Genomic DNA, 26567 nt, shown 5'->3' with positions numbered 1-26567 from the left:
GACACAGCTTCTGACAAATGAACTAGATGAAGCATTGTTAGAAGCGATACTATTGAGCATAGGCTCATTCTTCATCGAAACCGTCTAATAGACAGGCTTTTTTGGCATGGCTAAAAGATGGTCTCGATGGCATAGTTGGCTGTAGACGATGTTGTCTACAGCCTTTTTAATTTATAAAGGAAGTGAAAAAAATGCTGCAATTAACAAATATCACCCAACAATTTGGGGACAAAGTATTGTATGAACAATTAAATTTACAGATTAACCGTGGCGAACACGTGGGCTTGATTGGACAAAACGGTGCAGGAAAAAGTACCTTGATCAAAATCATCACCGGTGAGATTTTGCCAGATGATGGACGAGTAGACTATCCGAAAAACAGTAAGATTGGTTATTTGGATCAGTATGTTCGGGTGGATGAGGAATTGACAATCTTTGCCTTTTTAAAAACGGCTTTTCAAGAAGATATGGATAAGGAACAAAAAATTACAGCTTTATACACGGAATATGCAGAAACATTGCAGGATCAATTATTGGAAAAAGCCGGACGTCTGCAAACGGAATTGGACCAAGGAGAATTTTATCAAATGGAAACCTTGATTCAAGAAATGGCGACCGGATTAGGGCTCGATGTGCTTGGACTGGATACTTTGCTGAAAAATCTTAGTGGGGGTCAACGTTCAAAAGTAATTTTGGCAAAATTATTGCTGGAAAAGCCTGAGATGCTGGTTTTGGATGAACCCACCAACCATTTGGATGATACCCATGTTCAATGGTTGACGCAATTTTTACAGGAATTCACTGGCACATTTTTAGTGATTTCCCATGATCGGCAATTTTTGAATGAAATCACGACCCACATTGCCGATATTGAGTTTGGAAAATTAACGAAATATACGGGTAATTTGACCCAAGCATTGAAGCAAAAAGAAGTCAATCGAGAATCTTATTTGCGGCAATACGCCGTCCAAAAAAGGCAGATTGAAAAAACAGAAGCCTACATTCGAAAATACAAAGCCGGTTCCCGTTCTACGATAGCAAAAAGTCGGCAAAAACAACTGGATAAAGTGGAGCGCTTGACTCCACCGACAGGGACGGCAAAACCGCATATCGTCTTTCCATATCGTGAGATTGTCACGACCTTTGCACTGGAAACAGATCAATTAGTGATCGGCTATGATCGCCCATTGTTGTCACCAATCAATTTGACGATTCGCTATGGAGAAAAAGTTGCGATTCGTGGCTTCAACGGGATCGGGAAATCAACCTTGTTAAAAACATTGATGGGGGAACGAACGCCTTTATCCGGAACTTTTCATTTTCCTGAAAATACGACGCTCAATTATTTTTCTCAGGAACTTCTTTGGGAAAACCCCTTGGAAACCCCGCTGCATTATTTAAGCGACCTGTTTCCAAAAGCGACAGTAAAGGAATTGCGGCGGCAATTATCGCGGGCGGGCTTAGCCAATCAGTTGGCACAGGAACCGTTGCGTTTATTGAGTGGTGGCGAACAGGCCAAGGTCAAATTTGCGCAAATGACGATGAAGGAAAGTAATTTTTTGATTTTGGATGAACCGACGAATCATATCGATCAAGAAACGAAGGAAAATCTGCAACAAAGTTTTCAAAACTTTGCGGGAACCGTAATTGTTGTTTCACATGAACAAGGATTTTATGAACCTTTTGTGGATCGTGTGATTAATCTGGGAGAAGAATAGGAGGAAATGAAGGGATGGATATTTTTGAAGAAGTTAATTTGACGGTCGTGGAACTACCGATTGAAATCGAAAATGATGTACCCGTTTATCGCGGTTTTTTACGGGAGTTACCTCTGATCAATGGAGAAGGAACTTCTCGACAGGCGATGTATCGGCAATTGGCAGAAGGCTATCAAGCCTATCTAGAGGCTAAAAAAATGCAAGAAGCAGAAAATCCAACGGAAGAAATGACCTCCTCTTTGCTTTCTTATGACCAACTTTTAAAATATTACGATGGAGAGACCTTTGACGGATTTCAATTACCACCAAAAGAATAAACAACGAACAGGGATTTTTTCCTGTTCTTTTTTTGTGTGTATTTCAAAAAATATTTGTTATTTTAATCAGAATAGTCAAAAAATTCACAAAACATTTTGCGGTTTATGCTTTTGTCTGAGGGTGGTATCTGCTACAATGGTTTTTAAAATATTTTTAAAAAGGAGCAGAAGTGTATGACGATTTATAACTTTTCAGCCGGCCCAGCCGTATTACCCAAAGAAGTGCTGGCAAAAGCGCAATCCGAATTTCTAGATTATCAAATGAGCGGGATGTCTGTGATGGAGTTGAGTCATCGTTCCTCCTTATTTGATCAGATTATTAAAACTGCCGAAAAAAATTTACGGGAATTGATGGCGATTCCTGCTAATTATCGTGTTTTATTTTTACAAGGGGGCGCTAGTCTGCAATTTACAATGGTACCGTTAAATCTTGCGCAAGGAAAAAAAGCCCTGTATGTCAATACCGGTGTGTGGTCAAAAAAAGCAATCGCTGCCGCAAAAGCAATTGAAAAGGTTGATGTGGAAGTCATCGCTTCCAGCGAAGATCGAAATTTCAGCTACATTCCTGAAATAACAATTGATCAAATCGATCAGCGTGCAGCCTATTTGCATATTACCACCAATAATACGATTGCCGGAACAGTCTATCAAACAATTCCAAATGCTGGAAAAGTTCCAATTGTAGCAGATATGTCTTCAAATATTTTGGCGAATGACTACAATGTAGAAGATTTTGGACTGATTTATGCAGGAGCGCAAAAAAATATTGGCCCAGCCGGTTTGACCGTGGTGATTGTTCGGGAAGATTTGTTGGAGCAAAGGGTGTTTGCCCCGATGCTGGATTACAAATTACAGGCAGATAACGCCTCATTGTATAATACACCACCAACCTATAGTATCTATATTGCCAAGCTAGTTTTTGAGTGGTTGAAGGAAAAAGGGGGCGTACCAGCAATTTTAGAAGCAGATCGTAAAAAAGCAGCCCTTCTTTATGAAGCCATTGAACACTCAGCCCTCTTTTCTAATCCAGTTGAAAAAGAGAGCCGTTCGATCACAAATATTCCTTTTGTGACGGGGAACACTGATTTGGATCAACAGTTTGTTCGATTTGCAGAAGAAGCTGGTTTGATCAATTTGAAAGGACACCGTTCCGTTGGGGGAATGCGGGCAAGTTTATACAATGCTTTTCCTGAAGCAGGTGTATTGAAGTTGATTGAGTGCATGAAAGAATTTGAAGGGAGACAAGCCAATGTTCCAGATTAAAACATTTAATGCGATTGCCCCAGAAGGTATGAGTCGTTTTGACGAAAATTATTTGATTAACGAAAGTGAAAACCCGGATGGAATTATTTTACGCAGTCAAAAACTTCACGACTATGCCTTTCCCGAGTCGGTAGTGGGCGTTGCAAGAGCCGGAGCCGGCACCAATAACATTCCTGTTGATCGTTGCACACAGCAAGGAATCGTGGTGTTTAATACACCCGGTGCCAATGCCAACGCAGTCAAGGAATTGGTGATTGCCAGCTTACTGCTTTCCGTGCGCCCTATTTTGCAAGGCGCTCAGTGGGTCCAAACGTTATCCGGTCCAAATGTTGAAGAACAGGCCGAGGCACAAAAAAGTCAGTTTGCCGGTACGGAATTGGAAGGAAAGCGATTAGGAATCATTGGCTTGGGGGCAATCGGTGCGATGGTTGCTAACGATGCCTATCGTTTAGGAATGGAAGTCATGGGCTACGATCCTTACGTTTCGGTTGATACAGCATGGAGCATTTCCAGACGGGTCAAACGGGCGGCAGATTTGTCCGAGATTTTCAAAAATTGTGATTTTATCACGCTTCATGTACCTTTGATGGAAAATACCCATCATCTGATCAGCACGGCAGAACTGGCACAAATGAAGCCTACTGCTAAACTGTTTAATTTTTCTAGAGGAGAAATCGTGGATACCACGGCTGTTTTGACAGCGTTGGATGCAGGTGAGCTTGCCGGTTTTACGACAGATTTTGCCGATGAAAAATTATTGAATCATAAAAAAGTTTTGGTACTGCCCCATTTAGGTGCCTCAACAGAAGAAGCCGAGGTCAACTGTGCCAAAATGGCAGCTCGAACATTGAAACGATTTTTAGAAACCGGAACAATCAAACGCTCAGTGAATTTTCCTTCAGTGGAAATGGCGTTTCAATCTCCCTATCGGATAACGGTGATCAATCGCAATGTACCGAATATGCTTGGTCAAATTTCTTCGACGATTGCTGAAATGGGTATCAATATTGATAACATGGTCAACCGTGGACAGGAAGATTATGCCTATACCCTGATCGATATTCAAGAAACGAATCCAGAAAAAGCAGAAAAGGTTGCTGGAAAATTACGGGAAAATCCGGATATTTTGCGGGTTCGCGTTATTAAACAACCGGAAGGAGGATACTGATGGTTCAAATTCGTCCCTTTCGCGGCGTTCGTCCGCCTGCTGAATTAGCAGAAAAAGTTGCGGCATTGCCATATGACGTGGTCAACAGTCAAGAGGCAGAGCAATTAGCTGCCGAGAATCCCTACAGTTTTTTTCATATCGACAAAGCTGAAATTGATTTGCCGGAAACCATTGATCCCTATGACGAGCAAGTTTATCAAAAAGCAGCCGAAAATTTTGCCGACTTTCGAAGAAAAAACTGGCTAATAAAAGAAGAACAGTCTGTCTTTTATCTTTATCAATTAACCATGGGGACCCGTAGTCAAACAGGATTGGTGGTCTGCACGTCAATTGAAGATTATTTGGCAAAAAAAATCAAAAAACATGAATATACCCGACCAGAAAAAGAACTGGACCGCATTCGTCATATTGAAGCCTGTGACGCCAATACCAGTCCGATTTTTTTAAGCTACCGCAAAGAAACCGCTATTCAATCGATCATTGATCAGTGGCAAGCTGCTCATGCGCCTCTTTATGACTTTACCAGCTTCCATGAGGTAACTCATACAGTTTGGTTAATGGATGATCAGAAAACCATCGACGAATTGGTGGGGCTGTTTGCGGATGTGCCAGCACTTTATATTGCTGATGGACATCATCGGACAGAGTCGGCAGTTAAAGTTGGAAAAGAAAAAAAGGGCAGCAGCCCAGAAAGTGATGTTTTTTTATCGATTATTTTTCCGGATGATCAACTGGCAATCTGGGAGTACAATCGGGTATTGAAGGTAACCATCCCGGATGATTTTCTTTCACAGCTTCAAGAAAATTTTGTCGTTGAAAAAAGCGAAAAAGTAAAACCGGAGAAACCGGGAGAATTTCAACTATTTTGGGAGAGTGAATGGTATCGTCTAGCCATCAAGCCTGAAAAAATCCCAGCTTCCGTAGTCGAAAGTTTGGATGTTTCTTTGTTGCAAACCTACGTCTTTGAAAATATTTTTGGGATTCAGGATGTTCGTACCGATCCCCGCATCGATTTTATTGGAGGCATTCGTGGCAGTGAGGAATTGGAACGCTTAGTTAAACAGGAGGAGTGGAATTTGGCTTTTTCTCTTTATCCCACTACGATGAAAGATTTATTGGCTGTGGCAGATGCCAATGAAATTATGCCGCCAAAGTCCACATGGTTCGAACCAAAATTATTAAGCGGCTTGTTTTTACATGAATTGGAGACGCGATGAATAGAAAAAACTCGAAGGAACAGCTTTTAGTCAGCGATTCCTTCGAGTTTTTAATTATTTGCGGGGTAAAAAGCGGTTGTCCCGGTAAAACCGAGCAATCATAATTGATTCGTAAATCGCTAAAAAAAGGAATAGGACAGTAATCAGCAGGACAGATTTGTAGCCAAACCAGTGGAAAAAAGCGACAGAGACGATTCCGCCACCGATAAAGGCAAGCACCACTCTTAGAAAATGCATGAAATTGTCCCAATCGTGAGTATCTTTGGTTTTTAGATAGTCATAAAGATTAGTAGCCACACCCTTTAAATTACCGGTCGTAAACAAGTTCGTATAAGCACGACCATCAATTTTATCAAAAGCAATCCATTGAATCGCCGCAGTAAAAGCAATCAGAATGGTCACAAGGGCAGGGGAATGATTGATCCCGGAAAAGCTGACCAAAAAGAAAATCAAAGCTTCATAATATAAAACAAATAATCGCCAAAAATGCAGTTCTTTTTTTCGAAAATAATCGATCAAAAACTTAGTCAACAAAATGCCTAAAAAGAAAAAAGATGTTGAAAGGATTTTCTTACCAACGTTGGACCAATCGCCGTCAAAGGCCTGAATAATCGCCAAAACGATATTGCCGGTTTGTGCTGAAGCAAATGCGCCATAATGGATGTATGTGTAGGCGTCCATTGCACCTCCGATAAAAGTGAGGAGCAGTCCAACAAAGCGGTCCTCATGAAAAGATTGTTTCACAGTAGTCACCAACTTATTTATATACTGAAGCTATGTTACCACATATTTTCTGAAAATAATGCAGAAAAAAGAATTTGTCACTAAAAAAGGCAAACCACAGTGGGCTTGCCAGTAAAAATTTTTAACAGTATTAGGTTGGTTCATTTAGTGCATTGACGATAGCGGCATTGAAGGCCTCTAAATCTCCGGGATTGCGGCTGGTGATTAAATTGTGATCAATGACTACAGGTTGATCTCTGACAGTAGCACCGGCATACATCAAATCAGGCAAAATGGATTCGTAGCCGGTCAACGTAAGATTAGGGAGCAGTTCGGTTTGAATAAAAATCTGTGGCCCGTGACAGATAGCAAACACTGGTCGATTAGATTCTAAAAAATCTTTGGTCAGTTGAACATAGCGTTCATCGGTTCGTAGTTGATCTGGAGAAAAACCACCGGGAATCAGTAATGCGTCAAAATCTTGCCAAGAAATGCCGTCAATAGAAGTGTCTACCGGAAATTTTGTGCCTTTTTTACCAGTCACTGTGTCTTTTTCACTGATAATCACTATATCATGTCCGGCATTTTCAAGGGCTTCCTTTGGTGAAGTTACCTCAATGTCTTCAACTAAATCGGTCATAATTACTGCTACTTTGCTCATTTTTTCGCCTCCTCTGATGTTATCTTTAATGGTAGAGAAGGGCTGAGAAAATTGCAATAAATTTGATTGCAGGTGCTAAAAAGAAGACTTTTTTGTTTCCTACTCTTCAATTAACAGGGCTTGGATACCTTTGCCAGCTAGAATTCGTGCTGCGTTATAAGGATTCAATCCTTTACGGAAAGTGATATACACTTTTTGATTGGTAGGGACTTCTGCTAAACGTTCCCGCAACACGCTGAGGGGAATATTTTTTGTCGCCGGAACGGTTCCTGAAAGTGGCTTGTCGGCTTCACGAACATCAAGGAAAAAGGCGGTTTCGAAATCTTCTTTTGGGATGTCTTCCCGTTTAATCGTGACGATAGTGCTGTTCAACTGATTGATGGCAACATAACCAGCCGTATTCAGCGGATCACGAGTAGTTGAGTAAGGAGGAGAATAAGGCAACTCCAAATCCGGCAAATCAAATACCGTCAGGTTGCCGGTAATCGCAACGGAAAGTTCACCAATCCGTTTATCCACACCATTTTCGCCAACTGCTTGTCCACCTAAAATTTTTCCGGTAGTTTCTTCAAAAATCAGTTTTAGATTCAATCGTTTGGCATCAGGATAAAAATACGCATGATCAAATGGCGTAATGAAAATCGTTTTGTAATTCGTGATTCCAGCAGCTTTCAGCGTATGTTCAGTGTAGCCGACAAAACTAGCTGTCAAATCGAAAATTTTGGCAACTCCCGCTCCAATAAAGCCGCGGTAAGTCAATGGATTTCCGTTGATGATATCGGCTAGCAGATGCCCTTGACGATTTGCTCCACTGGAAAGCATGCTAGGGGTAGATAAACCGGTGATCCAGCTTGTTGTCTCGATCACATCCCCGATTGCATAAATATCAGGTACATTGGTAGCTAAGTGCTCATCCACAAGAATATGTTGATCTTCTGCTAATTGGATTCCTGCTGCGGCAGCTAATTCATTGTTTGGTTTGACACCAGCCGCAAAAATTAGCAGATCCGTTTCTAGTGTAGAACCGTCTGCCAAAACTAAGAGTTTACCTTCTTGCTGAATTTCAGTAACCGTTTCCTCCAATAATAGATGGACACCATTTTTTTCCAGATGTTGATGGATAATTTCAGCAATCTCCGAATCATAAGGAAACGCAACTTCTGGTAACTGGTCAATGACTGTCACATCAATCTTGCGGTGACGCAAATTTTCAGCAATTTCCAAACCGGCAACTCCTGCCCCGATAATCGTGGCTTTTTGCGGTTGTTTGGCAATCAGGAAGTCTTTGATTTCGGCTGCATCAGTCACATTGCGTAAAACAAACCCATTTTTGGCTGTTTTAATTCCTTTGATAGGAGGTAAAACAGCGCGCGAGCCGGATGAAATCACCAGCACATCATAGGGTGCTTGGTAACTTTCCTGTGTTTCAAGATTTTTGATTGTCACTTCTTTATTCGTAGGATCAATCGCAGTTACCTCATGACGAACACGGACATCGATATTATTTTTATTTTTCAAAATCGCTGGGGTGCGCTCAATAAGAGAATCCAAATCAGTAATCACATCTCCCAAATAATAGGGTAATGCGCAGCTGGCATAAGAAATATTTTCTCCCCGTTCGATCATTAAAATTTCAGCATTTTCATCCAAACGCCGCAAGCGGGTCGCAAAAGACGGACCACCAGCGACTGCACCGATAACAACAACTTTCATTTTATTTCCTCCTTTATATTCCGTGGTATAAATGGAACAAACATCCTTTTGTAAGCGAATCACTCTGCTTTAGCTTATAGTACAATGGCAACATGGTGACGGCAACTATTTATACTCCTCGTTTGAAAAAAGCTGGTATTTTAGAAAATAATTTCGTGGTATGATAATCAAAAAAAGGTGGGATGGAAGATGGCAAAGTATGAACGGCATTTGATTGGTAAATTTAAAGAGGTATTGAAAAGTTGCGAAAAAGCAATCATGGAGGGAAGTATGTCTGCCAGTTATGAAGACGGCAGTGATTTTTCTGCTGGTACGATCAACGTTGCAGTGCGGGTTTATGAACGGTACAGTGCTTTTGGCGGCAATCGTGTCAGTTTGAATCTGACACTGGTAGGTGAAGAAGATCGGATTTTTCTAACGGCGATTACCTCTGGCGGCAGTGAAGCCTTGATTTTCAAAGTGAATACCTTTGGGGAAGAAGCCTTTTTGGAAACTTTGACGAAAAAAATTGATGAGCAATACCCCCTTCAAAATTAATTCTTACAACAAAAGCTGGTGCTGTCCGTCTGGAAACGCCAGTTTTTTTATTTGCTATAAAATGAAAGAAGGCTCAGAAATAACCAAATTTTCTAAGGAAAACCGTTAAATAGGTTTTTCGTATGCAGGCTATCAAAGACTAGAAAAGGGAGGGATTTCGTTAGAAAATAAGCAGTGTTTTTAAAAGAGCACATTAAAAATAGATTTTAATAATTATATTTCTCACAGAGATTTTTTCTTGAATTTCCTAATAAATAAGAATAAACTATCCTTTGTGAATTTTCAGAAAATTTTTCAGTTTTTTTAGCAAAGGAGTCTTGTATGAATCAAGAAAAAACATTCATGGGGCAGCCAAGAGGGTTAGCCACTTTGTTCTTTACAGAAATGTGGGAACGATTTAGTTATTATGGTATGCGGGCGATTCTTTTATACTTTATGTATGATACCGTTACGAATGGCGGATTGGGTTTATCAAAACCTACTGCCGTAGCAATTATGTCGATTTATGGTTCGCTGGTCTATATGTCCAGCATCGTTGGTGGTTGGATTTCTGACCGCCTGTTGGGTTCCCACAAAACCGTTTTTTATGGCGGGGTATTCATCATGATCGGACATATCGTGTTGGCGACACCACTTGGGTTGCCGGCATTGTTTCTTTCAATGATATTAATTGTGATTGGAACAGGGATGTTAAAATCAAATGCTTCCGGAATGGTAGGGCATTTGTATGCACCGGAAGATTTGCGGCGAGACGCCGGTTTCTCTATTTTTTATATGGGAATCAATATCGGTGGGCTGTTAGCACCAATCATTGTCGGAATGCTTGGTCAAAATGTCAATTACCACTTAGGTTTTTCGATTGCGGCAATCGGGATGTTTATCGGTTTGGTCCAATATGTTATTCAAGGAAAAACGACCTTGGCACATATCGGTCAGGCACCGACGCATCCGTTAGTTGGTGCTGAGAAAAAGAAATTTTTCCGCGGCATCACATTAAGTCTGATTTTTGTGATCGTCCTGTTTGGCGGAGCCGCTGTTTTGAATCAACTGACTGTCAATTTCTTTATCAATAGTATCAGTGTTTTAGGAATTTTATTGCCAGTGTATTACTTTACCAAAATGTTGCGATCAAAAGATGTTACACCGGATGAAAAGAAAAAAGTATTGGCTTATATTCCACTTTTTCTTGCCGGTATCGTTTTTTGGTCATTGGAGGAGCAGGGTTCTTCAATTTTAGCCTTGTTTGCAGCAGAACGAACACAATCCACTTTATTTGGATTGACGATTCCTGCCAGCTTGTACCAATCATTGAATCCATTATTTGTCGTGATTTTGACACCGGTCTTTGTGGGTTTATGGACTAAATTAGGACCCCGTCAGCCTAAGACAGAAGTGAAATTCGCTATTGGTTTAGTTTTAGCAGGCTTGTCCTTTATCTTATTGATGTTTCCAAGCCTGTTGTTTGGTGTCGGACAAAAAGTCAGCCCGATTTGGTTAGTGGCAAGCTTTTTCATCATGATTGCCGGAGAAATGTGTTTGTCACCGGTGGGCTTATCGGTCACCACCAAATTGGCACCGAAAGCGTTTGAAGCCCAAACCTTAGCAATCTGGTTATTGGCAGATGCATCTTCTCAAGCCATCAATGCCCAGATCGCACGTTTCTATACACCTTCCACAGAAGGCATGTATTTTGCTGTTGTCGGCGGCATCGCAGTCGTCGTAGGGATTTTACTTTACAGCGCAAAAAAACCGATCCGTCGTTTGATCGGAAATATTCATTAATAAAAAGAAGCATCTTTGAAATTTTGATAGGGTCCTCTTAGAGTAGACAGTGGAAATAAAAAAACTGTTTACTTTAAGAGGACCCTATTTATGCTACAAAAATCAAGCAATCAGTCCGAAAGGAAAAAGATATAATAATCAGGAAGATTTCAGACAACAGTCCCGTATTGGTCGGTTTTACTTCGTTGGAAACTCGTGCTTAATGGCAATCAGCGACACAAATAATTCAAAAGAAATGGACACCTACCGATAGCCATTTCATAACTATATTTTTTCTTGTAAGTTAAGCCCCCTGATTTTTAGATAGTTTTGCATTCATAATTATTTAAACCATTCTTCGGCTAATATGCCGTATTCATATGTGTCCTGCCAGATAGGGCATCCAGCGGAATCTTTCTTGAAATAAATATTCTGGTGCAAATGTCCTTCCCTGCGCATTCCTAATCCTTCAAGCAACTTCCATGAAGCTTTGTTTAGAGGATTACACATGGCGATAACTCGGCGTGCGTTATGATTTTTAAAGATATCATTAACAACTGCTCGCGTAGCTTCCGCAGCATAACCTTTTCCATGATAATCTGCATTGAAAACATAGCCTAGTTCCCATGTATCAAATTTCTGGTTGGATAAATATAGATTGCCAATCAGTTTTTCGGTATCCTTCAGACATACCGCCCAAAAGTTGTTATCTTCAGACCGTTTTATTGCTTCCTGCTTGCTGGAAGCTTCTGTGAAGACTTCATATGGCTCGTATTTCACTACTACTTCTTGTGATAAATATGCGTATAAATCCTGCCAGTCATCAGGTGTAAATCGTCTTATTAATAAACGTTCGGTTTCCATGTCTAACTCCATATATTTATTTTTTTATTTTAAATTATAGCATATGCCTTTTGTACAAACATAGGCACACAAAAAAGCGGTTAGATTACTTTTAATAATCCATCCGCTTTTATTTTTTATTTATTTGACAGAGACGACTCGGTTTCTTTTATTCGTCTTCTTTTACTACCTTATTGTTTAAATCTGTCCGTACCACCAATACATCACACGCCGCATTGCGAATTACGTATTCTGAAACGGAACCGATGAATAATCGTTCCACAGCATTCAAGCCGGTAGCACCGAGTAAAATTAAATCAACATGGTGTTCTTTCGGCAACTGTTTGGCAATAATCGGTTTTGGCGAACCGTATTCGATGACTGTGTCAATATCGGTACAATCTTGTCCTTTAGCGAAATTAACGTAATCATCCAGTGTTTTCTTAGCCATTTCTGTTGCTTGTTCTGCCAGCATACCGTCAAAGGATGAGACGGTTTGGAAGGCACGCGTGTCGATAACGTGGGCGATCACTAATTTTGCCTGGTTACGTTTGGCGACGTTTACCGCTTTTTTAAATGCCAGTTCTGCTTCACTAGAGCCATCAACGGCAACCATAATCGTCTTATATTGTTGTAACATACAAATCACTCTCCTTGCCCTTTTCTTTATTGTAGAACACTTCGAAAAAAAGGGAAAGGATTTAGGCAAGGACTACTTCATCTTTTTCGCAAGAGCAATGCCAAACACTGCCGCCAAAAGCAGCATCACTAACAAAAACATCAGCGTAACGAATGTATGATTGAAAAAGGCGATAAAAACCCCTAACAATCCTAAAAAGCCGTATGCCAGACCAAAACTTTGAAAAAAGCTTTGATTTTCTTCCTTTTCTTCGATTAAAGCAAAGAAGACCTCCTGCTTTTTCAATAAAAAATAGCTGACGGCAAATAAAACCAAAGAAACAACGAGAACCAATCCAGTGATCATTAAAAACGCTCCTTACATTTTTTTCTAACTAAAGTATAAGGAAAGGGAGTCATAATAGCAAACGCTTCTCGGAAAAGTTCTTTTAGAACATAAAAAAACAACCTGTCAAAAGACAGGTTGCACATTCTAAAAGAAGAATGGGGTAATATCCGTTGATGCCGTTATTCGTCCCGTAGTATTGATCCCGCAAATTCTAGCAGGTGGGTTCCATGGTCTAAGTCTCGAACTACCAAAAGAAAAGGCTTGTTACCAACTTTGACACAGGACGGATCCCAAGATATCAATAAAAATGTTCGGTCAACACACAAAAGGGATAACTCGTACATCACAGAATTCCCATCTCAATAATAGCACGTGACAGAAAAAGTAGCAACAAGAATGATTGTGTTTTTGAAACCGCTATCTCGCTCGGCTATTTCTCGATTTTTGGTGTCTTGCCGCCTTGCTTTTTCCAGTCTTGGATTCGTTGATACTGTTGTCCTAACGCTTGTTCATATTTTCCGGTTGCTTTTGGATGGTAGTAGGAAGCATGTTTGATTTTATCCGGCAAATATTGTTGGTCTACCCACGCATGTTCAAAGTTGTGGGGGTACTGATAGCCGACACCGCGATTCAATGTAGCAGCGCCTTTGTAATGGCTGTCTCGCAGATGATCCGGCACATCACCGGTTTTTCCGCTGCGGATATCAGCAATTGCATCATCCAGCGCCATCATCGCAGAATTAGATTTCGGCGAAAGACACAAGTCCACCACAGAATTTGCTAAAGGAATACGGGCTTCCGGCAAACCTAAGCGTTCTGCCGCCAGTACAGCATCCACCGTTCGAGCGGCTGCGGGAGGATTCGCCAAGCCAATGTCTTCATAGCCAATCACCATCAATCGACGGCAAATAATTGCTAAATCTCCGGCTTCCACTAATCTTCCTAAATAATGTAAGGCTGCATCCACGTCACTGCCGCGAATTGATTTTTGAAAGGCAGAGATTACATCATAGTGGGCATCGCCATCCTTGTCATGGGTCAGCGCTTTTCGTTGGATGCACTCTTCGATAATTGACAGGGTAAGGTGAGTCACGCCGTCCTCATTTGGGGTGGAACGAACCGCCAATTCCAGCCCATTCAAGGCACTGCGCAAATCTCCGTTGGTGGCTCGAGAAAGGTGCAGTCGGGCATTCTCATCGATGACAACTTGTTTATCCCCTAATCCCCGTTCTTTGTCAGCTAACGCAGAGTCGATGGCGTGCAAAATATCTTCTTCATCCAACGGCTTTACTTCAAAAATTTGGGTTCGACTGCGGATGGCAGGACTGATAGTGATGTAGGGATTTTCGGTGGTGGCACCAATCAAAATGATTCTGCCGCTTTCCAAGTGAGGCAGCAAAAAATCTTGTTTTGTTTTATCCAGACGATGAACTTCATCCAATAATAAAATAACGGTACCGCTCATTTTGGCTTCTTCGGCAACAATCTGCAAATCTTTTTTTGTATCGGTTGCGGCATTCAGCATTCGAAAGGCATATTTTGTAGAGCCGGCGATCGCACTGGCGATACTGGTTTTTCCAGTGCCCGGTGGACCGTAAAGAATCATTGAGGACAACATTTTTGCTTCGACCATTCGCCGAATGATTTTTCCTGGTCCAACTAAATGCTGTTGTCCGACCACTTCATCTAAATTTCGTGGCCGCATACGATAGGCAAGTGGTTTTTGCATGGTTTTTCTCCTCGTTTAATGGATTAAAAATTCCTATTGTTTTTTGTTTTCATTATACCAAGCATAGCACAATTGCCAAAAAAAGAGTGCTTATTTCTTAACATTAGGCGCCAGACGTAGCAACTGCCGCTACAATTGTGTAAAATAGATGGGGTGAGGAAAATGAAAAAAACGATTGAACTGTTTAATACAAGATCAACGCCGGAAATCGCCCGCTATTTGCTAGGGATGTATTTGGAACATGATACGCCACAAGGAAAAATCGGCGGCTACATCGTTGATTGTGAAGCCTATCTTGGACCAGACGATCAAGCTGCCCATAGTTTTGGCATGCGTCGAACACCGCGAGTTCGAGCGATGTATGAAAAGCCCGGCACGATTTATTTATATACGATGCACACCCATTTAATTTTGAACATGATTACACAACCGGAAGGAACACCTCAAGGAGTGATGATCCGAGGATTAGAACCAGCCGAAGGGTTGCTCCAAATGAGTGAGAATCGAGGCGGACGGCAAGGGGCAGAGCTTGCTAACGGTCCCGGGAAATTAGTGGCGGCATTAGGAATCACGCCCGATTTTTATGGACGTTCTATTTTTACCAGTGATTTACATCTTTTACCAGAAAAGAAAAAAGAACCAAAAGAGATTTTGGCGTTGCCTCGGATCGGGATTCCCAATAAAGGAATTTGGACGGAGATGCCGCTGCGTTTTGCCGTCAAGGGCAATCCGTTTATCTCACAACAAAAGAAAGCACAAATCGAAACGGATTGGGGATGGAAAAATGGCTAAACTGACTATGTTGGATTATTTAAACGAACAGTTGACGAAACACTTGAATGACTATGAGGTGGCACTGGATTGGGATATGAAAAACCATACGATTGAGTTAGTAATTCGGCTTTTTGCGGAAAACCCTGCTCATTTGACGATTGATGATGCAGAAGGCGTGGCGTCAGAAGAAGCAATCATTGAATTTGAAGACGGTATTTTACTGTATGATCCAAAAAAATCAATTGTTGATGAGGAAGAGTATTTGACAGTGATTCCTTATGAAGGGAAAAAAGGTGCGTCAAAGGCTCAATTAAAAGGAATGGTTGCCTATTTGAAGGATGTATTGGATCAAGGACAAAGTGATTTGTTGGACTTTTTAACGGACGAAGACCAGGAGGTTTTTGAATTGGTTTGGGAGCAGGAAAAATTTCTTGAAGCAATCGAAAAATACCCACAGGAGCAAGCCCTATACGTTCCTTATCCTAGCTATTAACAAAAAAATGAGAAGCAGACTAAATACGAACAAGGGAGCAAACCGATGAAATGGAATGAAGTAAAAGTGGAAACTGCCAGTGAGGCGGTAGAGGCAGTTGCCAACTGTCTAATGGAAGCTGGTGCCAGCGGAGTAGCCATTGAAGATGCCTTAGACGTCGCAAATTTTCAAAGCGATCCATACGGTGAAATTCTTGATCCGGCTACCTACACGAGTTTAGAGGAAGGGGCACTGGTAAAGGCATATTTTCCAGAGACCACTTTTTTACCGGAGATTCTGCCCGCTATCAAGGAAACCATCCGTCAACTCCCAAATTATGGGTTGGCTATTGGTAAAAATAAGGTGACGGTCAGCGAAGTTTCAGATACAGACTGGGCGACTGCCTGGAAAAAATATTATCATCCAGTGAGAATCAGCCGATATCTGACGATTGTGCCTAGTTGGGAAACATATCAACCGGTTCATAAGGATGAAAAAATTATCACTCTTGATCCGGGAATGGCATTTGGAACAGGAACCCACCCAACGACCCGCTTGACGTTGCAAGCGTTGGAAGTTGCACTGCGAGGCGGAGAAACCGTCTTGGATGTGGGAACTGGTTCGGGGGTATTAAGTATCGCCAGTAAACAATTCGGCGCAAAAACGGTTCAAGCTTTTGATTTGGATGAAGTAGCTGTCCGTTCTGCGAAGGAAAATATGGCATTAAATCCGATTGCAGCAGATGCCACTGTGTCCGCCAATAACTTGTTGGCAGGAATCACTGTGTCGGCAGATGTGATTGTCGCCAATATTTTAGCCGATATTATTTTGCTGTTGATCCCAGATGCTTATCGGTTATTGAAACCAGAGGGAACCTTGATTGTTTCTGGAATTATCGAAGAGAAGAAGCAATTAGTGATTGATAAAATGACGGAAGCCGGCTTTTTTGTCGATCAAATCTTTTCTCAAAAAGATTGGTATGCAATTCTCTTGAAGAAGACCGAGGAATAGCCATGCAACGATATATTTTAGATGAAACGTACCCAATGGCTACCATCGAATTGACTGGGGAACCCTACCATCATATCGTTCGAGTGATGCGGATGCAGGCAGGAGATCAAGTGTATCTGGTTTTTCGCAATCAAGTGACAATCGTTGCTGAAATCAGCGAGATCACCGAGAATTCGGTTTTTCTTGAGGAAAAACGCAAAGAAGAACAGCAAAAAGAATTGCCCGTTGCAATCACCATCGCCAGCGGATTTCCGAAGGGAGATAAGTTGGAATGGATCGTTCAAAAAGGAACAGAATTGGGTGCAGCCGGATTTATCGGTTTTCCCGCAGAAGCCTCTGTGGTGAAATGGGATCAAAAAAAACGTGAAAAAAAACAGCAGCGTTTAGAAAAGATTGCCCAAGAAGCCGCCGAGCAGTCGCAACGACAAGTTTTGCCAAGCGTTGAGCTGATGGATCGGTCCTCTTTTTTTGCTACACTTGGAGAGTATGATGTGCTCGTGATTGCCTATGAAGAAGCCGCAAAAGAAGGCGAGCTAGCCCATTTGGCACAAGTGCTGCAAAAAATGAAAACCGGACAACGATTGTTAGCGGTATTCGGACCGGAAGGCGGAATTTTGCCGAAAGAAATTGAAAAATTAACGGAAGCCGGCGGGATTCTTTGTGGGTTAGGTCCGAGAATTTTACGAACCGAAACAGCGCCATTGTATTTATTGAGTGCAGCCAGTTATCAATTGGAACTATTATCAAGGGAGTGAAAAAAATGCTTTTACGGGAACGAATCAGCTTGCGGATTCTTGATGCTGCAATGACCGACTGGGATTTTAAAGACTATCTTTTACAGCTTTCGGAAGAAAAAATCAAAGAAATCGTTGTTTTGCCAAGTTATTTGCGACGTGCCAAACAATTGCTGTCCTTTACGGATATAAAAATCGGTACCGTGATTGATTACCCGCTTGGTGTCGGGACGACCGGCAAAAAAGCCTTTGAAGTGGGGCAAGCTTTTCGGGATGGTGCAGATTTTTTGGAATTGACCATCAGCCCCGTCATTTTATTGGGAGCAGAAGCGGAAGAATTGTCTGACGCGTTGCGGGCACTTGCCGTAGCATGGGGTGAAATTCGCCTGCAATTGGATACGACAGGAATGAAAGAATTGACGAAGATTGAATGTGCACAACGAATCAAGGAATTAGGCTGGCGGTATGTGGTCCTTGGCGAAGCTTCCACGATAGAAGAAGCGGTGCATAATGCTACAATTTTTGAATACGATGGCGGCAAACAACTGATTCTTCAAATCAATGTAGAAAAAGCAGATCCGGCGATAATCACAGAATTAGTTCAACAAGGAATCGATTATTTCGGGGTTCGCCAAATGGATTTAGCAGATTTGTCTTTAGCCATTCAAAAAGCAGAGGAACATTGAAAAATGAAGTAAAACTATTGTATAATGACGATAATAATTTGCGCAGTACCGCTGATTAGTGGTACTTTTATTTTTCTTGTCAAAAGGGGGCTTACAGGATGTCAAAAGAAGTAATTATGTCAGGACCAGGTGTGATCAAATTGGTCGGACATTATATGAGTGACGAACATGTGGCATTTGTAAAAAAAGCGTTGGATTATGCAACCGAGGCCCACAAAGACCAGTTTCGAAAATCTGGTGAGCCGTATATTATCCATCCCATTCAAGTTGCTGGGATTTTAGCTGAATTGCGCATGGACCCGCACACTGTTGCCACGGGTTTTTTGCATGATGTTGTGGAAGATACGGAGGTCACCTTAGCGGATCTTAGTGAAGAATTCGGCGGCGACGTGGCCATGCTGGTAGATGGCGTGACAAAATTAGGAAAAATCAAATACAAATCCCATGAAGAGCAATTAGCAGAAAACCACCGGAAAATGCTGTTGGCAATGGCACAGGATCTGCGGGTAATCATGGTTAAATTGGCAGATCGTCTTCACAATATGCGGACATTGAAACATCTGCGAGAAGACAAGCAACGCCGTATCGCCAAAGAAACGCTGGAAATCTATGCCCCTCTTGCCCATCGTTTAGGGATCAGTCGCGTGAAGTGGGAACTGGAAGACACGGCATTGCGTTATTTGAATCCGCAACAATATTACCGTATCGTTCATTTGATGCAGTCTAAACGGGAAGAGCGAGAAGCTTATATCTCAACGGCAGTAGAAGAAATTCGTTTAGCTACTGAAGAATTGGATATTTTTGCGGAAATCTATGGACGCCCCAAACATATTTATTCTATCTACCGCAAAATGAAGGATCAAAAAAAGCAATTCAATGAAATTTATGATTTGCTGGCAATCCGAGTGCTGGTGGATTCTATCAAAGATTGTTATGCGGTTTTGGGAACGATCCATACCAAATGGAAACCCATGCCTGGTCGCTTTAAAGATTATATCGCCATGCCTAAAGCCAATATGTACCAATCCCTGCATACTACTGTAATCGGCCCTTATGGCAATCCTGTGGAAATTCAAATTCGGACCCATGAAATGCATGAAATCGCCGAATTCGGGGTTGCAGCACACTGGGCTTATAAAGAAGGTAAGACGGAAAAAGTCAAACCAGATAAAATGACCCAGCAAGTAGGCTGGTTCAAAGAAATTTTAGAATTGCAGGACGATAGCTATGATGCCTCCGAATTTATGGAAGGCGTTAAAGGGGATATTTTCAGCGACAAAGTGTATGTTTTTACCCCAAAAGGCGATGTTACCGAACTGCCGCAAGGATCCGGACCGCTAGATTTTGCTTATAGTATCCATACCGATGTAGGAAATAAAACAACCGGTGCTAAAATAAACGGCAAAATGGTACAGCTGGATTACAAATTAAAAAATGGCGATATCGTTGAGATTATGACCTCACCAAATTCGTTTGGACCTAGCCGTGACTGGTTGAAGCTGGTGGCCACCAGCAAAGCAAAAAATAAAATCAAACGGTTCTTTAAATCCCAAGACCGGGAAGAAAATATCAACAAAGGCCATGATTCTGTTTATAAATGTTTGCAGGAGATGGATTTTGTTCCAAAAGATATTTTGACGAAGAATAAATTGACGGAGGTACTGGAACGGTTTAATTATCAAACAGAAGATGATTTGTACGCAGCAGTAGGTTTTGGCGAAGTCAGTCCAACGACTGTTGCAAATCGTTTAACAGAAGAAGAACGTCGAGAGAAACAATTAGAAAAACAAAAGCAGCAAGTGAAAGAATTGATGAACCAACCGAAAAAAGAAGAAAAAATGAAGGTTCGTCATGAAGGTGGAATTGTGATCGAAGGGGTGGACAACCTGTTGATCCGCATCAGCCGTTGCTGTAATCCGATTCCCGGAGATAAAATTGTTGGATATATTACCAAAGGACGTGGGATTTCCATCCACCGCAGTGATTGTCCAAATGTTCAATCAGAGGATGCTGAAAAACGGTTGATTGAAGTGGAATGGGAAGATACTTCCAATTCATCGAAGGAATACGATGCTGATTTGGAAATCTACGGCTACGATCGTTCCGGTTTGTTGAACGATGTGTTGCAAACGGTCAATTCCATGACAAAAAAACTGCAAAGTGTCGAAGCTAAAACCAATAAAGACAAAATGGCAACGATTCGTTTGACGGTTGGAATTCAAAATGTCAAACACTTAAAAACAATCGTCGATAAAATCAAACAAGTACCGGAAGTTTACAGTGTCCGACGAATGAAGGGGTAGAGAAACGTGCGAGCAGTTATTCAACGGGTCAGCCAAGCCAGTGTAAGTATTGAAGAGAAGGTGGTTGGCGAAATCAAAAAGGGATTCGTTATTTTGTTGGGCATTCACGAAACGGATACCGAAGCCGATGTAGATTATCTCGTGCGTAAAATTTCCTTGCTGCGGGTCTTTGAAGATGGGGAAGGGAAAATGAACCGGAATCTTGCTGCAGTTCAAGGAAGTGTCTTGAGTATCTCCCAATTTACGCTGTTTGCTGAAACGAAAAAAGGCAACCGCCCCAGCTTTATTCAGGCAGCACGACCAGAACAGGCAATCCCGTTATACGAACGCTTCAATCAAGGAATCGCCGCTGCGGGTATCCCAATTTCTACCGGGGTATTCGGTGGCGACATGCAAGTCGCATTGGTCAATGACGGTCCGGTGACGATCATCATTGACACAAAGGAATAGAAAAAACGATGGAACTTCATTTGAGGTTCCATTTTCTGTTTTTGGGAGTAGACGATGGGAACCTTTTCGCGGTACTATGAACAAAGGGAAAATTAGTATAAAAATGAAAAAAAGAAATGTGGGAAAAACGATGGACTATCCTTTATTACCGAAACAAATGCCGCAGCGAATCAAAGCGGTATGGCGTAAAAGCAATTATGTAACAATGGGAATTTTTTTCTTCGTGGGGATTGCAGGAGCTGCAGCTTTGGTCTGGTTTGATCAATTAAAAGGCGTTGGCGGATGGATTCTCCTTGGTTATTTTGTTATCCTTGCACTGATTTTTGCGTTATTGATGGCGCTGATTCCTTATCGTTATACATTTCATCGCTACGAGATCACCACAGAGGACATTGCCTTTCAAAATGGATTTATTTTCCGTTCAATCACCTATGTTCCTATGAATCGAATCCAACATGTGGAGACTGAACAGGGGCCTTTTTTGAGACAGGAAAATCTAATGGAAATTGTAATTCATACGGCGGCAACCAGCCATCATATCGCTGGTTTGGACGTGGAAGAGGCAATGGCTTTGCGGCAGCAAATCATTGAGTTAGTAAAGGCGGCGAAAGAGGATGTCTGAGAAAAAAAGATTTCATCCGCTGGCATTGCTGATTTTTTTGTTGCAGGGAATCCGGACGTGGTTCTTTTTACTGGTTTTGCTGGTCATCAACGGCGGTATTTCTACTCTTTATGGAAAATTGGCGGCAGCAGCAATGGTGGTGTTGATCGTTGGGTCGGCTGTGGCAAATTATTTTTCTCAAGCCTATCAAATCTCCTCGGAAAAAATCATAATTTATCAGGGAATTTTTCGGAAACACGAAATTGATATTCCCTATGATCGAATCCAAACCGTCAAGCAACGGCAATGGTTCTTTTTCCAGCCCTTTCATGTAGTTCAACTGCTGATCGAAACCGCGGGAGGAGAAGCCGGCAAAGCGGAAGCTTCCTTACCGGCAGTTAATGAATCCTTGGTTCACGTAATCGAAGGCTATCGTATTCGAGAAAAAGCAGGAGATGATTCCGTTTCGGAAGGGGAAAAACCAACAAGTGTTAATGCAGAACCGGCACCTTCTTACGTCTATCAAATCACCAATGGACAAATCTTTTTGTTCGGTTTAACTGATTTGAGTATTTTAGCAGCGGCGGCAACCTTGATTGTTTTTCTGGATGATTTTATTCCCGATGATTGGATCAATCAAGCTGTATCCACCTCCGAAAGTTTATTGCGGGCTGGCTGGATTTTACTGTTGGCAGTGGCACTGATTCTTTTATTGTTGTTGGCGGCGGTTTCTATTGCCAAGAATTTTTTGCAGTATTACAACTTTAAAGTCAGCAGACAGGGAAAGACTCTGACGATTGAAAGCGGCTTATTGGAGCGGCGGATTCAAAAAATTCCTTTGCAAAAAATCCAAGGAATCAAAATCCGGCAGCAAATTTTACGGCGATTATTTGGTATTTCCTCGGTGGAATTGTTGTTGGCCGGTGGTCAGGAAGAGGAAAACAATGTCAGTAAAAAACTTTATTTCTTACCGATTGTTTCTGATGCACAACTGTATGACAGTCTTGATTTCTTATTGCCGGAATGGGCTTTTAACCCACCAAAGATTCAATATGTTTCCCGTAGAAAAATAGGGTACTTTTGGCGCTGGATTTTATTGGTGGCAGTGCCGGCGATTGGAATCGGCAGCTACTTTAATCGCTGGTTTGCGGTAGGAGGAACAGTGCTTGCAATATTTTTATTGTTGATTGCTTGGCTGGAAGCCTACTATCAAGGGTACGCGCTGCAAACCGATACCCGCTTGTGTGTGCAGACCTTTACTGGTTTTTCAAAAACCCAAACCTTTGTGGAACGAAGAAAAATCCAAGCCTTTTCCGAACGAACCACTCGTTGGCTGTATCGGAAAAAAATCGGGCATGTCAGTTTCTGGTTGAAAACGGGAACCGCACCGGAAAAAGTTTCCCTAAGTTTTCTTGATAAGTCAGCAATTGATGAAATGAAACAACTCTTTTTGAAGGAAAAATCGATTAATCGTTACTAAAAAATCTGAAAAACCGGCGATTGTCGGTTTTTTTTGTACTCTTTTCAATCGAATTTCTTTTTTTTCGTATATAATAATGGAATCAATCAAGCATATTGAAGAAAATTATCCTCTTAGAAAAAGCGGATGGCAATAGAAGAAGGAGAGCAGGATGAATAAATTATTTTACGAAATATTTCCAATTGAGGAAACAAACTATCTCGTGGCCTCCACCGAAAAAGGCGTAGCCTATCTTGGACTGGAAGAAGATATCGCAGAATTGGCTCAATTTTTCAAAGGCTATCAAGCAATTCCAGAAGCGGGGCACAGCCAAGCAGCAATTCAGCAATTAACGGAGTATTTTGCTGGAGAGCGCCAAAATTTTGATTTGATCTACGACTTTGTCGGTACATCTTTTCAACAAAAAGTGTGGCGGGAATTAGTACAGGTCCCTTTTGGAAAAGTGGAAACCTACAGCGAGTTGGCAAAAAAAGTCGGCAATGAAAAAGGAGTGCGGGCAGTGGCGAATGCAGTGGGTCGCAATCCGCTGATGGTGGTTGTTCCTTGTCATCGAATCGTTGGAAAAAACGGCACCTTCACTGGGTATCGTGGCGGAATTCCCCTGAAAAAACGTCTGTTAGCCCATGAAGGAGTAACGACAATCAAAGAGTAGCTCGAGAGAATACAAGACAGAATTCTCCAATTGTATTATAATGAATGCATTAAGTAAGCGCTTTTATTTTAATAAACTATTTGATTGGAGGCTACACCATGGCAACTGTCAAAACATTTTCAAGACCAAGTATTTCACCGAAAAATCCATTATTCTCAAGTTTTAAGACAATGATCGAATCGGCTTTTTACGGCAATAATGTGCAAACAATCAGTGAGTTGCAAGAAGCGTATCAGCTTGCAAGCCAAGCGCCGGGGACGGTCGTTACCGATATGCCGGTTCTGCACACGAAAGAATTGGGTTTGCCAACAGATGCAAAAGTGTTAGTGGCAAATGATGGAAAGATCGTTGGACGAACAGCGGCGGCTCGCCGCATCATCGGTCAACCGGGAATTGATGCGACCTATTATCAGGGAATTTTACGAGAAGCGCTGTATCAAGGTACGCATCGGAAATTTTATGCCAGTAACGTGGTGGTAGGCTTGGATCCTGAGTTTATGGTTCAAAGTCACTTGATGGTCCCTGAAGGCTTTGAAATGAATTTCTACTCTTATTTGTTGAACTTTCAAATCGCTACCCAGGAAATCATGGATGTCTACCAAAATTCTTATGTTTATCCTGAAAACGATCTTTATCTTTACGCAGATCCTTACTGGACCCATCCAGATTTTCCAAACGGGTTGGCGCTATTTGATCCTGAACATAATGTAGCGGCGATTTTAGGGTTGCGCTATTTTGGCGAATTAAAAAAAGCGACCTTGACAATGGCATGGGCAACGGCCCACCGCAATGGCTTTGTCGCTTGTCATGGTGGGATGAAACAGTACCATTTGGAAGACAAACAATATACGATGGCGGCGTTTGGTTTATCAGGATCAGGGAAATCGACCATTACTCTTGCCAAACATGGGGACAAATACAAGGTAGATGTGCTGCATGATGATGCGTTTGTCATTAGTAAAGAGGGCGGCACTACCACGGCGCTGGAGCCGGCTTATTTTGATAAAACCCAAGATTATCCGTTGACCAATGAGGCAGTCGATTATTTCTTGACTTGTCAAAACGTTGGAGTGACAGTCGATGAAGAAAATAAAAAAGTCATCGTGACCCAAGATATTCGTAATGGTAATGGACGAACGGTAAAATCCCGCTACGTGACGCCAAATCGGGTGGATCATTTGTCGGAAAAAATCGACGCAATCTTTTGGATTATGAAGGATGACAGTTTACCGCCTGTTGTGAAGATCGACGATCCAGTATTGGCTGCTGTTTTTGGATTGACCTTGGCGACAAAACGCTCAACGGCAGAAAATATCGTTGGCAAAGTCAACTTGGATCAATTGGTAATCGAACCGTTTGCCAATCCTTTCCGCTGTTATCCATTGGGGCAGGATTATGCAGATTTTCGTGATTTGTTTGCGAAAAAAGATACTGCCTGCTATATTTTGAATACCGGGTTTTTTGGTACGAAAAAAGTCACACCGCAGGTTACATTGGGAGCAATTGAAAAAATTGTGGAAGGCACTGCAGATTTTCGTGATTTTGGTCCAATGACGGCGATGTGTTATTTACCGATCGAAGGTTATGAGGTAGACTTGGAAAACAAGGACTATATTAGTCAATTGAAAAAACGAATGGAAAGCCGCTTAGACTTTATTTTGGCGCAAAAAGAAGCCAATGAAGGCTATAATGCCTTGCCGGAAGAAACGTCATTGTTGATTCAACATTTGATCATGGAGCTGGAAACATTGCAGCAAAATTAATCGATTGTCGTGGCAAGGATAGGGCAACTGGAGGAAGAAGAAATGGATGAAAAATTAGAATGGCGCAAAGAGCCTTGGTATAAAGCAAAGAAAAAACCAGAGCTTTTGACCTTGCCCCCACAAAATTATTTTATGATCGATGGCATCGGTGATCCCAATAAAGAAGATTTTCAACAACGAGTAGCCGCACTTTATCCAGTTGCTTATACGATTCGCATGAGTCAAAAAAATGCTTGGCAGATTCCTGATTTTCAGCTTTTCACTGTGTATCCTTTGGAAGGTCACTGGACGATCCAAGAAAAATATTATGGAGAAACCCAGTTGGTGAAAGATCATTTTGCTTACACGATGATGATTAAACAACCGGCATTCGTGACGCCAGAAATTGCAGCAGAAGCGTTAGCACGGGCAAAAACGAAAATCCCGGAGGAATTATTTCCGCTGATTCGTTTTGAAACGATTCCTGAAAAAGAAGTGGCACAAATCCTTCATCTCGGCAGTTATGATGATGAACCTGCAACTTTCGCTCAATTGGAAGAATTTATTGCGGCATCTGGTCATCGACGACTTTCAAAGGACCACAAAGAAATCTATTTGAGCGACCCGCGAAAAACCGCACCAGAAAAACTAAAAACAATTTTGCGGGTAGACGTTACAAAATAAGTTTCTCCTTTTGAAAAGTGTGTCTGGTTCGCTTCTTTTGGCGAAGCATGATAAGCTTAAATCATAAAGGAAAGGAGGCGCTTTCGCTATGCCAAAAGATTTAGATGATAAGTTGGAAAGATTAGCCAAACAAGCTAAAAAAGAAGACCCGTTTGATAAAATTGATGAGATGGAGAAAGAGCTGAATTTAGACGAAGAAACAGAGGATAAGTCGATGTTGGAAGATGTCTTAGAGGACACGCCTGCTGCCGCTGCAGATCAATTACGCCCGAAACAATAAATAATGGCTCTTTGTCAAATAGTGTTGTTTTGAATTAAATCTGGAAAAGAGAGCATTCCGGTGTTCTCTTTTTTTGTTATT

The 26567-nt window shown here is 41.7% G+C and carries 27 protein-coding genes and 1 other RNA gene; 20 read left to right on the top strand and 8 right to left on the bottom strand.

Features of this window, described 5'->3' with window-relative positions; translation table 11 throughout:
- Positions 1-191: 191 nt before the first annotated feature.
- The 5 genes from FFM66_RS07605 (at position 192) to FFM66_RS07585 (ending at position 5683) form a co-directional block, all read left to right on the top strand.
- Positions 192-1718, top strand: a complete 1527-nt coding sequence (locus FFM66_RS07605; protein ID WP_137605518.1) for an ABC-F family ATP-binding cassette domain-containing protein — start codon at positions 192-194, stop codon at positions 1716-1718.
- A 14-nt stretch (positions 1719-1732) separates the two neighbouring features.
- Complete coding sequence (locus tag FFM66_RS07600) at positions 1733-2035, top strand: hypothetical protein (protein WP_048603777.1); 303 nt, start codon at positions 1733-1735, stop codon at positions 2033-2035.
- 174 nt (positions 2036-2209) lie between these two features.
- Positions 2210-3298: a 3-phosphoserine/phosphohydroxythreonine transaminase gene (serC, locus tag FFM66_RS07595; protein ID WP_137605517.1), complete on the top strand. Its 1089-nt coding sequence runs from the start codon at positions 2210-2212 to the stop codon at positions 3296-3298.
- Entirely contained in the window at positions 3285-4466 is a 1182-nt protein-coding gene (locus FFM66_RS07590; protein ID WP_137605516.1) for a phosphoglycerate dehydrogenase, read from the top strand. The genes serC and FFM66_RS07590 overlap by 14 nt, the downstream gene beginning before the upstream one ends.
- Positions 4466-5683: a DUF1015 domain-containing protein gene (locus FFM66_RS07585; protein ID WP_137605515.1), complete on the top strand. Its 1218-nt coding sequence runs from the start codon at positions 4466-4468 to the stop codon at positions 5681-5683. Before FFM66_RS07590 ends, FFM66_RS07585 begins: the two co-directional genes overlap by 1 nt.
- Before the next feature lie 54 nt (positions 5684-5737).
- On the opposite strand, the gene FFM66_RS07580 is transcribed toward FFM66_RS07585, so the two are convergent.
- The 3 genes from FFM66_RS07580 to FFM66_RS07570 all read right to left on the bottom strand — a co-directional run bounded on the left by FFM66_RS07580 (position 5738) and on the right by FFM66_RS07570 (position 8780).
- Positions 5738-6427 (bottom strand): YoaK family protein, encoded by a 690-nt coding sequence (locus tag FFM66_RS07580; RefSeq protein ID WP_048603785.1) that lies wholly within the window; start codon positions 6425-6427, stop codon positions 5738-5740.
- A gap of 130 nt (positions 6428-6557) precedes the next feature.
- Positions 6558-7067 (bottom strand): type 1 glutamine amidotransferase domain-containing protein, encoded by a 510-nt coding sequence (locus FFM66_RS07575; protein WP_137605514.1) that lies wholly within the window; start codon positions 7065-7067, stop codon positions 6558-6560.
- Positions 7068-7166: 99 nt separating this feature from the next.
- The gene (locus FFM66_RS07570; RefSeq protein WP_137605513.1) at positions 7167-8780 is read right to left on the bottom strand and encodes an FAD-dependent oxidoreductase; all 1614 of its coding nucleotides are present in this window, start codon (positions 8778-8780) and stop codon (positions 7167-7169) included.
- A 189-nt stretch (positions 8781-8969) separates the two neighbouring features.
- Here FFM66_RS07570 and FFM66_RS07565 point away from each other — a divergent pair, with 189 nt between their 5' ends.
- Together FFM66_RS07565 and FFM66_RS07560 are read left to right on the top strand one after the other, a co-directional pair.
- Positions 8970-9317 (top strand): DUF6054 family protein, encoded by a 348-nt coding sequence (locus FFM66_RS07565; protein WP_137605512.1) that lies wholly within the window; start codon positions 8970-8972, stop codon positions 9315-9317.
- Positions 9318-9638: 321 nt separating this feature from the next.
- The gene (locus FFM66_RS07560) at positions 9639-11099 is read left to right on the top strand and encodes a peptide MFS transporter (protein ID WP_137605511.1); all 1461 of its coding nucleotides are present in this window, start codon (positions 9639-9641) and stop codon (positions 11097-11099) included.
- Between the two features lie 321 nt (positions 11100-11420).
- Here the strand turns inward: FFM66_RS07560 and FFM66_RS07555 are convergent, their stop codons facing one another.
- The 5 genes from FFM66_RS07555 to FFM66_RS07535 form a co-directional block, all read right to left on the bottom strand.
- On the bottom strand, positions 11421-11942 hold the full coding sequence (locus FFM66_RS07555) for a GNAT family N-acetyltransferase (RefSeq protein ID WP_048603790.1): 522 nt from the start codon (positions 11940-11942) through the stop codon (positions 11421-11423).
- Positions 11943-12090: 148 nt separating this feature from the next.
- The gene (locus tag FFM66_RS07550) at positions 12091-12561 is read right to left on the bottom strand and encodes a universal stress protein (protein ID WP_048603791.1); all 471 of its coding nucleotides are present in this window, start codon (positions 12559-12561) and stop codon (positions 12091-12093) included.
- 72 nt (positions 12562-12633) lie between these two features.
- The gene (locus FFM66_RS07545; RefSeq protein ID WP_048603792.1) at positions 12634-12906 is read right to left on the bottom strand and encodes a hypothetical protein; all 273 of its coding nucleotides are present in this window, start codon (positions 12904-12906) and stop codon (positions 12634-12636) included.
- Between the two features lie 142 nt (positions 12907-13048).
- A non-coding RNA gene (gene ssrS, locus FFM66_RS07540) (6S RNA) lies at positions 13049-13243 on the bottom strand.
- Between the two features lie 75 nt (positions 13244-13318).
- Complete coding sequence (locus tag FFM66_RS07535) at positions 13319-14617, bottom strand: replication-associated recombination protein A (protein ID WP_137605510.1); 1299 nt, start codon at positions 14615-14617, stop codon at positions 13319-13321.
- A gap of 162 nt (positions 14618-14779) precedes the next feature.
- Between FFM66_RS07535 and FFM66_RS07530 the strand changes: the two genes are divergently transcribed.
- The 13 genes from FFM66_RS07530 (at position 14780) to FFM66_RS07470 (ending at position 26486) form a co-directional block, all read left to right on the top strand.
- On the top strand, positions 14780-15409 hold the full coding sequence (locus FFM66_RS07530) for a DNA-3-methyladenine glycosylase (protein ID WP_137605509.1): 630 nt from the start codon (positions 14780-14782) through the stop codon (positions 15407-15409).
- Positions 15402-15884: a DUF3013 family protein gene (locus FFM66_RS07525; protein ID WP_048603795.1), complete on the top strand. Its 483-nt coding sequence runs from the start codon at positions 15402-15404 to the stop codon at positions 15882-15884. The genes FFM66_RS07530 and FFM66_RS07525 overlap by 8 nt, the downstream gene beginning before the upstream one ends.
- A 45-nt stretch (positions 15885-15929) precedes the next feature.
- Positions 15930-16874, top strand: coding sequence for a 50S ribosomal protein L11 methyltransferase (gene prmA / locus FFM66_RS07520; RefSeq protein ID WP_137605508.1), 945 nt, complete (start codon positions 15930-15932; stop codon positions 16872-16874).
- A gap of 2 nt (positions 16875-16876) precedes the next feature.
- Positions 16877-17629, top strand: a complete 753-nt coding sequence (locus tag FFM66_RS07515) for a 16S rRNA (uracil(1498)-N(3))-methyltransferase (protein ID WP_137605507.1) — start codon at positions 16877-16879, stop codon at positions 17627-17629.
- Between the two features lie 5 nt (positions 17630-17634).
- Complete coding sequence (locus FFM66_RS07510) at positions 17635-18294, top strand: beta/alpha barrel domain-containing protein (RefSeq protein ID WP_137605506.1); 660 nt, start codon at positions 17635-17637, stop codon at positions 18292-18294.
- Positions 18295-18392: 98 nt separating this feature from the next.
- A complete protein-coding gene (locus FFM66_RS07505; protein WP_048603799.1) occupies positions 18393-20597 on the top strand; it encodes a RelA/SpoT family protein in 2205 nt (734 codons plus the stop codon).
- A gap of 6 nt (positions 20598-20603) precedes the next feature.
- Positions 20604-21047, top strand: a complete 444-nt coding sequence (gene dtd / locus FFM66_RS07500) for a D-aminoacyl-tRNA deacylase (RefSeq protein WP_137605505.1) — start codon at positions 20604-20606, stop codon at positions 21045-21047.
- Between the two features lie 130 nt (positions 21048-21177).
- Positions 21178-21669, top strand: a complete 492-nt coding sequence (locus tag FFM66_RS07495; RefSeq protein ID WP_048604178.1) for a PH domain-containing protein — start codon at positions 21178-21180, stop codon at positions 21667-21669.
- Positions 21662-23128: a PH domain-containing protein gene (locus FFM66_RS07490; protein WP_137605504.1), complete on the top strand. Its 1467-nt coding sequence runs from the start codon at positions 21662-21664 to the stop codon at positions 23126-23128. Before FFM66_RS07495 ends, FFM66_RS07490 begins: the two co-directional genes overlap by 8 nt.
- Before the next feature lie 151 nt (positions 23129-23279).
- A complete protein-coding gene (locus tag FFM66_RS07485) occupies positions 23280-23780 on the top strand; it encodes a methylated-DNA--[protein]-cysteine S-methyltransferase (protein ID WP_137605503.1) in 501 nt (166 codons plus the stop codon).
- A 98-nt stretch (positions 23781-23878) separates the two neighbouring features.
- A complete protein-coding gene (locus FFM66_RS07480; protein WP_137605502.1) occupies positions 23879-25543 on the top strand; it encodes a phosphoenolpyruvate carboxykinase (ATP) in 1665 nt (554 codons plus the stop codon).
- A 42-nt stretch (positions 25544-25585) separates the two neighbouring features.
- Complete coding sequence (locus FFM66_RS07475) at positions 25586-26206, top strand: GyrI-like domain-containing protein (protein ID WP_137605501.1); 621 nt, start codon at positions 25586-25588, stop codon at positions 26204-26206.
- A gap of 88 nt (positions 26207-26294) precedes the next feature.
- Entirely contained in the window at positions 26295-26486 is a 192-nt protein-coding gene (locus tag FFM66_RS07470; protein WP_137605500.1) for a hypothetical protein, read from the top strand.
- Positions 26487-26567: the final 81 nt, after the last annotated feature.

It is taken from the genome of Enterococcus songbeiensis (assembly GCF_005405265.1).
GTDB classification, from domain to species: domain Bacteria; phylum Bacillota; class Bacilli; order Lactobacillales; family Enterococcaceae; genus Enterococcus_C; species Enterococcus_C songbeiensis.
The sequence above is the reverse complement of the archived record's forward strand: the minus strand, read 5'-3'. Positions and strand labels throughout refer to the sequence as shown.

Bases quoted from the DNA above. Each gene is read 5' to 3' on its own strand.
- FFM66_RS07605 (WP_137605518.1), top strand. From the start codon at position 192: ATGCTGCAATTAACAAATATCACCCAACAATTTGGGGACAAAGTATTG.
- FFM66_RS07600 (WP_048603777.1), top strand. From the start codon at position 1,733: ATGGATATTTTTGAAGAAGTTAATTTGACGGTCGTGGAACTACCGATT.
- serC (WP_137605517.1), top strand. From the start codon at position 2,210: ATGACGATTTATAACTTTTCAGCCGGCCCAGCCGTATTACCCAAAGAA.
- FFM66_RS07590 (WP_137605516.1), top strand. From the start codon at position 3,285: ATGTTCCAGATTAAAACATTTAATGCGATTGCCCCAGAAGGTATGAGT.
- FFM66_RS07585 (WP_137605515.1), top strand. From the start codon at position 4,466: ATGGTTCAAATTCGTCCCTTTCGCGGCGTTCGTCCGCCTGCTGAATTA.
- FFM66_RS07575 (WP_137605514.1), bottom strand. From the start codon at position 7,067: ATGAGCAAAGTAGCAGTAATTATGACCGATTTAGTTGAAGACATTGAG.
- FFM66_RS07570 (WP_137605513.1), bottom strand. From the start codon at position 8,780: ATGAAAGTTGTTGTTATCGGTGCAGTCGCTGGTGGTCCGTCTTTTGCG.
- FFM66_RS07565 (WP_137605512.1), top strand. From the start codon at position 8,970: ATGGCAAAGTATGAACGGCATTTGATTGGTAAATTTAAAGAGGTATTG.
- FFM66_RS07560 (WP_137605511.1), top strand. From the start codon at position 9,639: ATGAATCAAGAAAAAACATTCATGGGGCAGCCAAGAGGGTTAGCCACT.
- FFM66_RS07555 (WP_048603790.1), bottom strand. From the start codon at position 11,942: ATGGAAACCGAACGTTTATTAATAAGACGATTTACACCTGATGACTGG.
- FFM66_RS07550 (WP_048603791.1), bottom strand. From the start codon at position 12,561: ATGTTACAACAATATAAGACGATTATGGTTGCCGTTGATGGCTCTAGT.
- FFM66_RS07545 (WP_048603792.1), bottom strand. From the start codon at position 12,906: ATGATCACTGGATTGGTTCTCGTTGTTTCTTTGGTTTTATTTGCCGTC.
- FFM66_RS07535 (WP_137605510.1), bottom strand. From the start codon at position 14,617: ATGCAAAAACCACTTGCCTATCGTATGCGGCCACGAAATTTAGATGAA.
- FFM66_RS07530 (WP_137605509.1), top strand. From the start codon at position 14,780: ATGAAAAAAACGATTGAACTGTTTAATACAAGATCAACGCCGGAAATC.
- FFM66_RS07525 (WP_048603795.1), top strand. From the start codon at position 15,402: ATGGCTAAACTGACTATGTTGGATTATTTAAACGAACAGTTGACGAAA.
- prmA (WP_137605508.1), top strand. From the start codon at position 15,930: ATGAAATGGAATGAAGTAAAAGTGGAAACTGCCAGTGAGGCGGTAGAG.
- FFM66_RS07515 (WP_137605507.1), top strand. From the start codon at position 16,877: ATGCAACGATATATTTTAGATGAAACGTACCCAATGGCTACCATCGAA.
- FFM66_RS07510 (WP_137605506.1), top strand. From the start codon at position 17,635: ATGCTTTTACGGGAACGAATCAGCTTGCGGATTCTTGATGCTGCAATG.
- FFM66_RS07505 (WP_048603799.1), top strand. From the start codon at position 18,393: ATGTCAAAAGAAGTAATTATGTCAGGACCAGGTGTGATCAAATTGGTC.
- FFM66_RS07495 (WP_048604178.1), top strand. From the start codon at position 21,178: ATGGACTATCCTTTATTACCGAAACAAATGCCGCAGCGAATCAAAGCG.
- FFM66_RS07490 (WP_137605504.1), top strand. From the start codon at position 21,662: ATGTCTGAGAAAAAAAGATTTCATCCGCTGGCATTGCTGATTTTTTTG.
- FFM66_RS07485 (WP_137605503.1), top strand. From the start codon at position 23,280: ATGAATAAATTATTTTACGAAATATTTCCAATTGAGGAAACAAACTAT.
- FFM66_RS07480 (WP_137605502.1), top strand. From the start codon at position 23,879: ATGGCAACTGTCAAAACATTTTCAAGACCAAGTATTTCACCGAAAAAT.
- FFM66_RS07475 (WP_137605501.1), top strand. From the start codon at position 25,586: ATGGATGAAAAATTAGAATGGCGCAAAGAGCCTTGGTATAAAGCAAAG.
- FFM66_RS07470 (WP_137605500.1), top strand. From the start codon at position 26,295: ATGCCAAAAGATTTAGATGATAAGTTGGAAAGATTAGCCAAACAAGCT.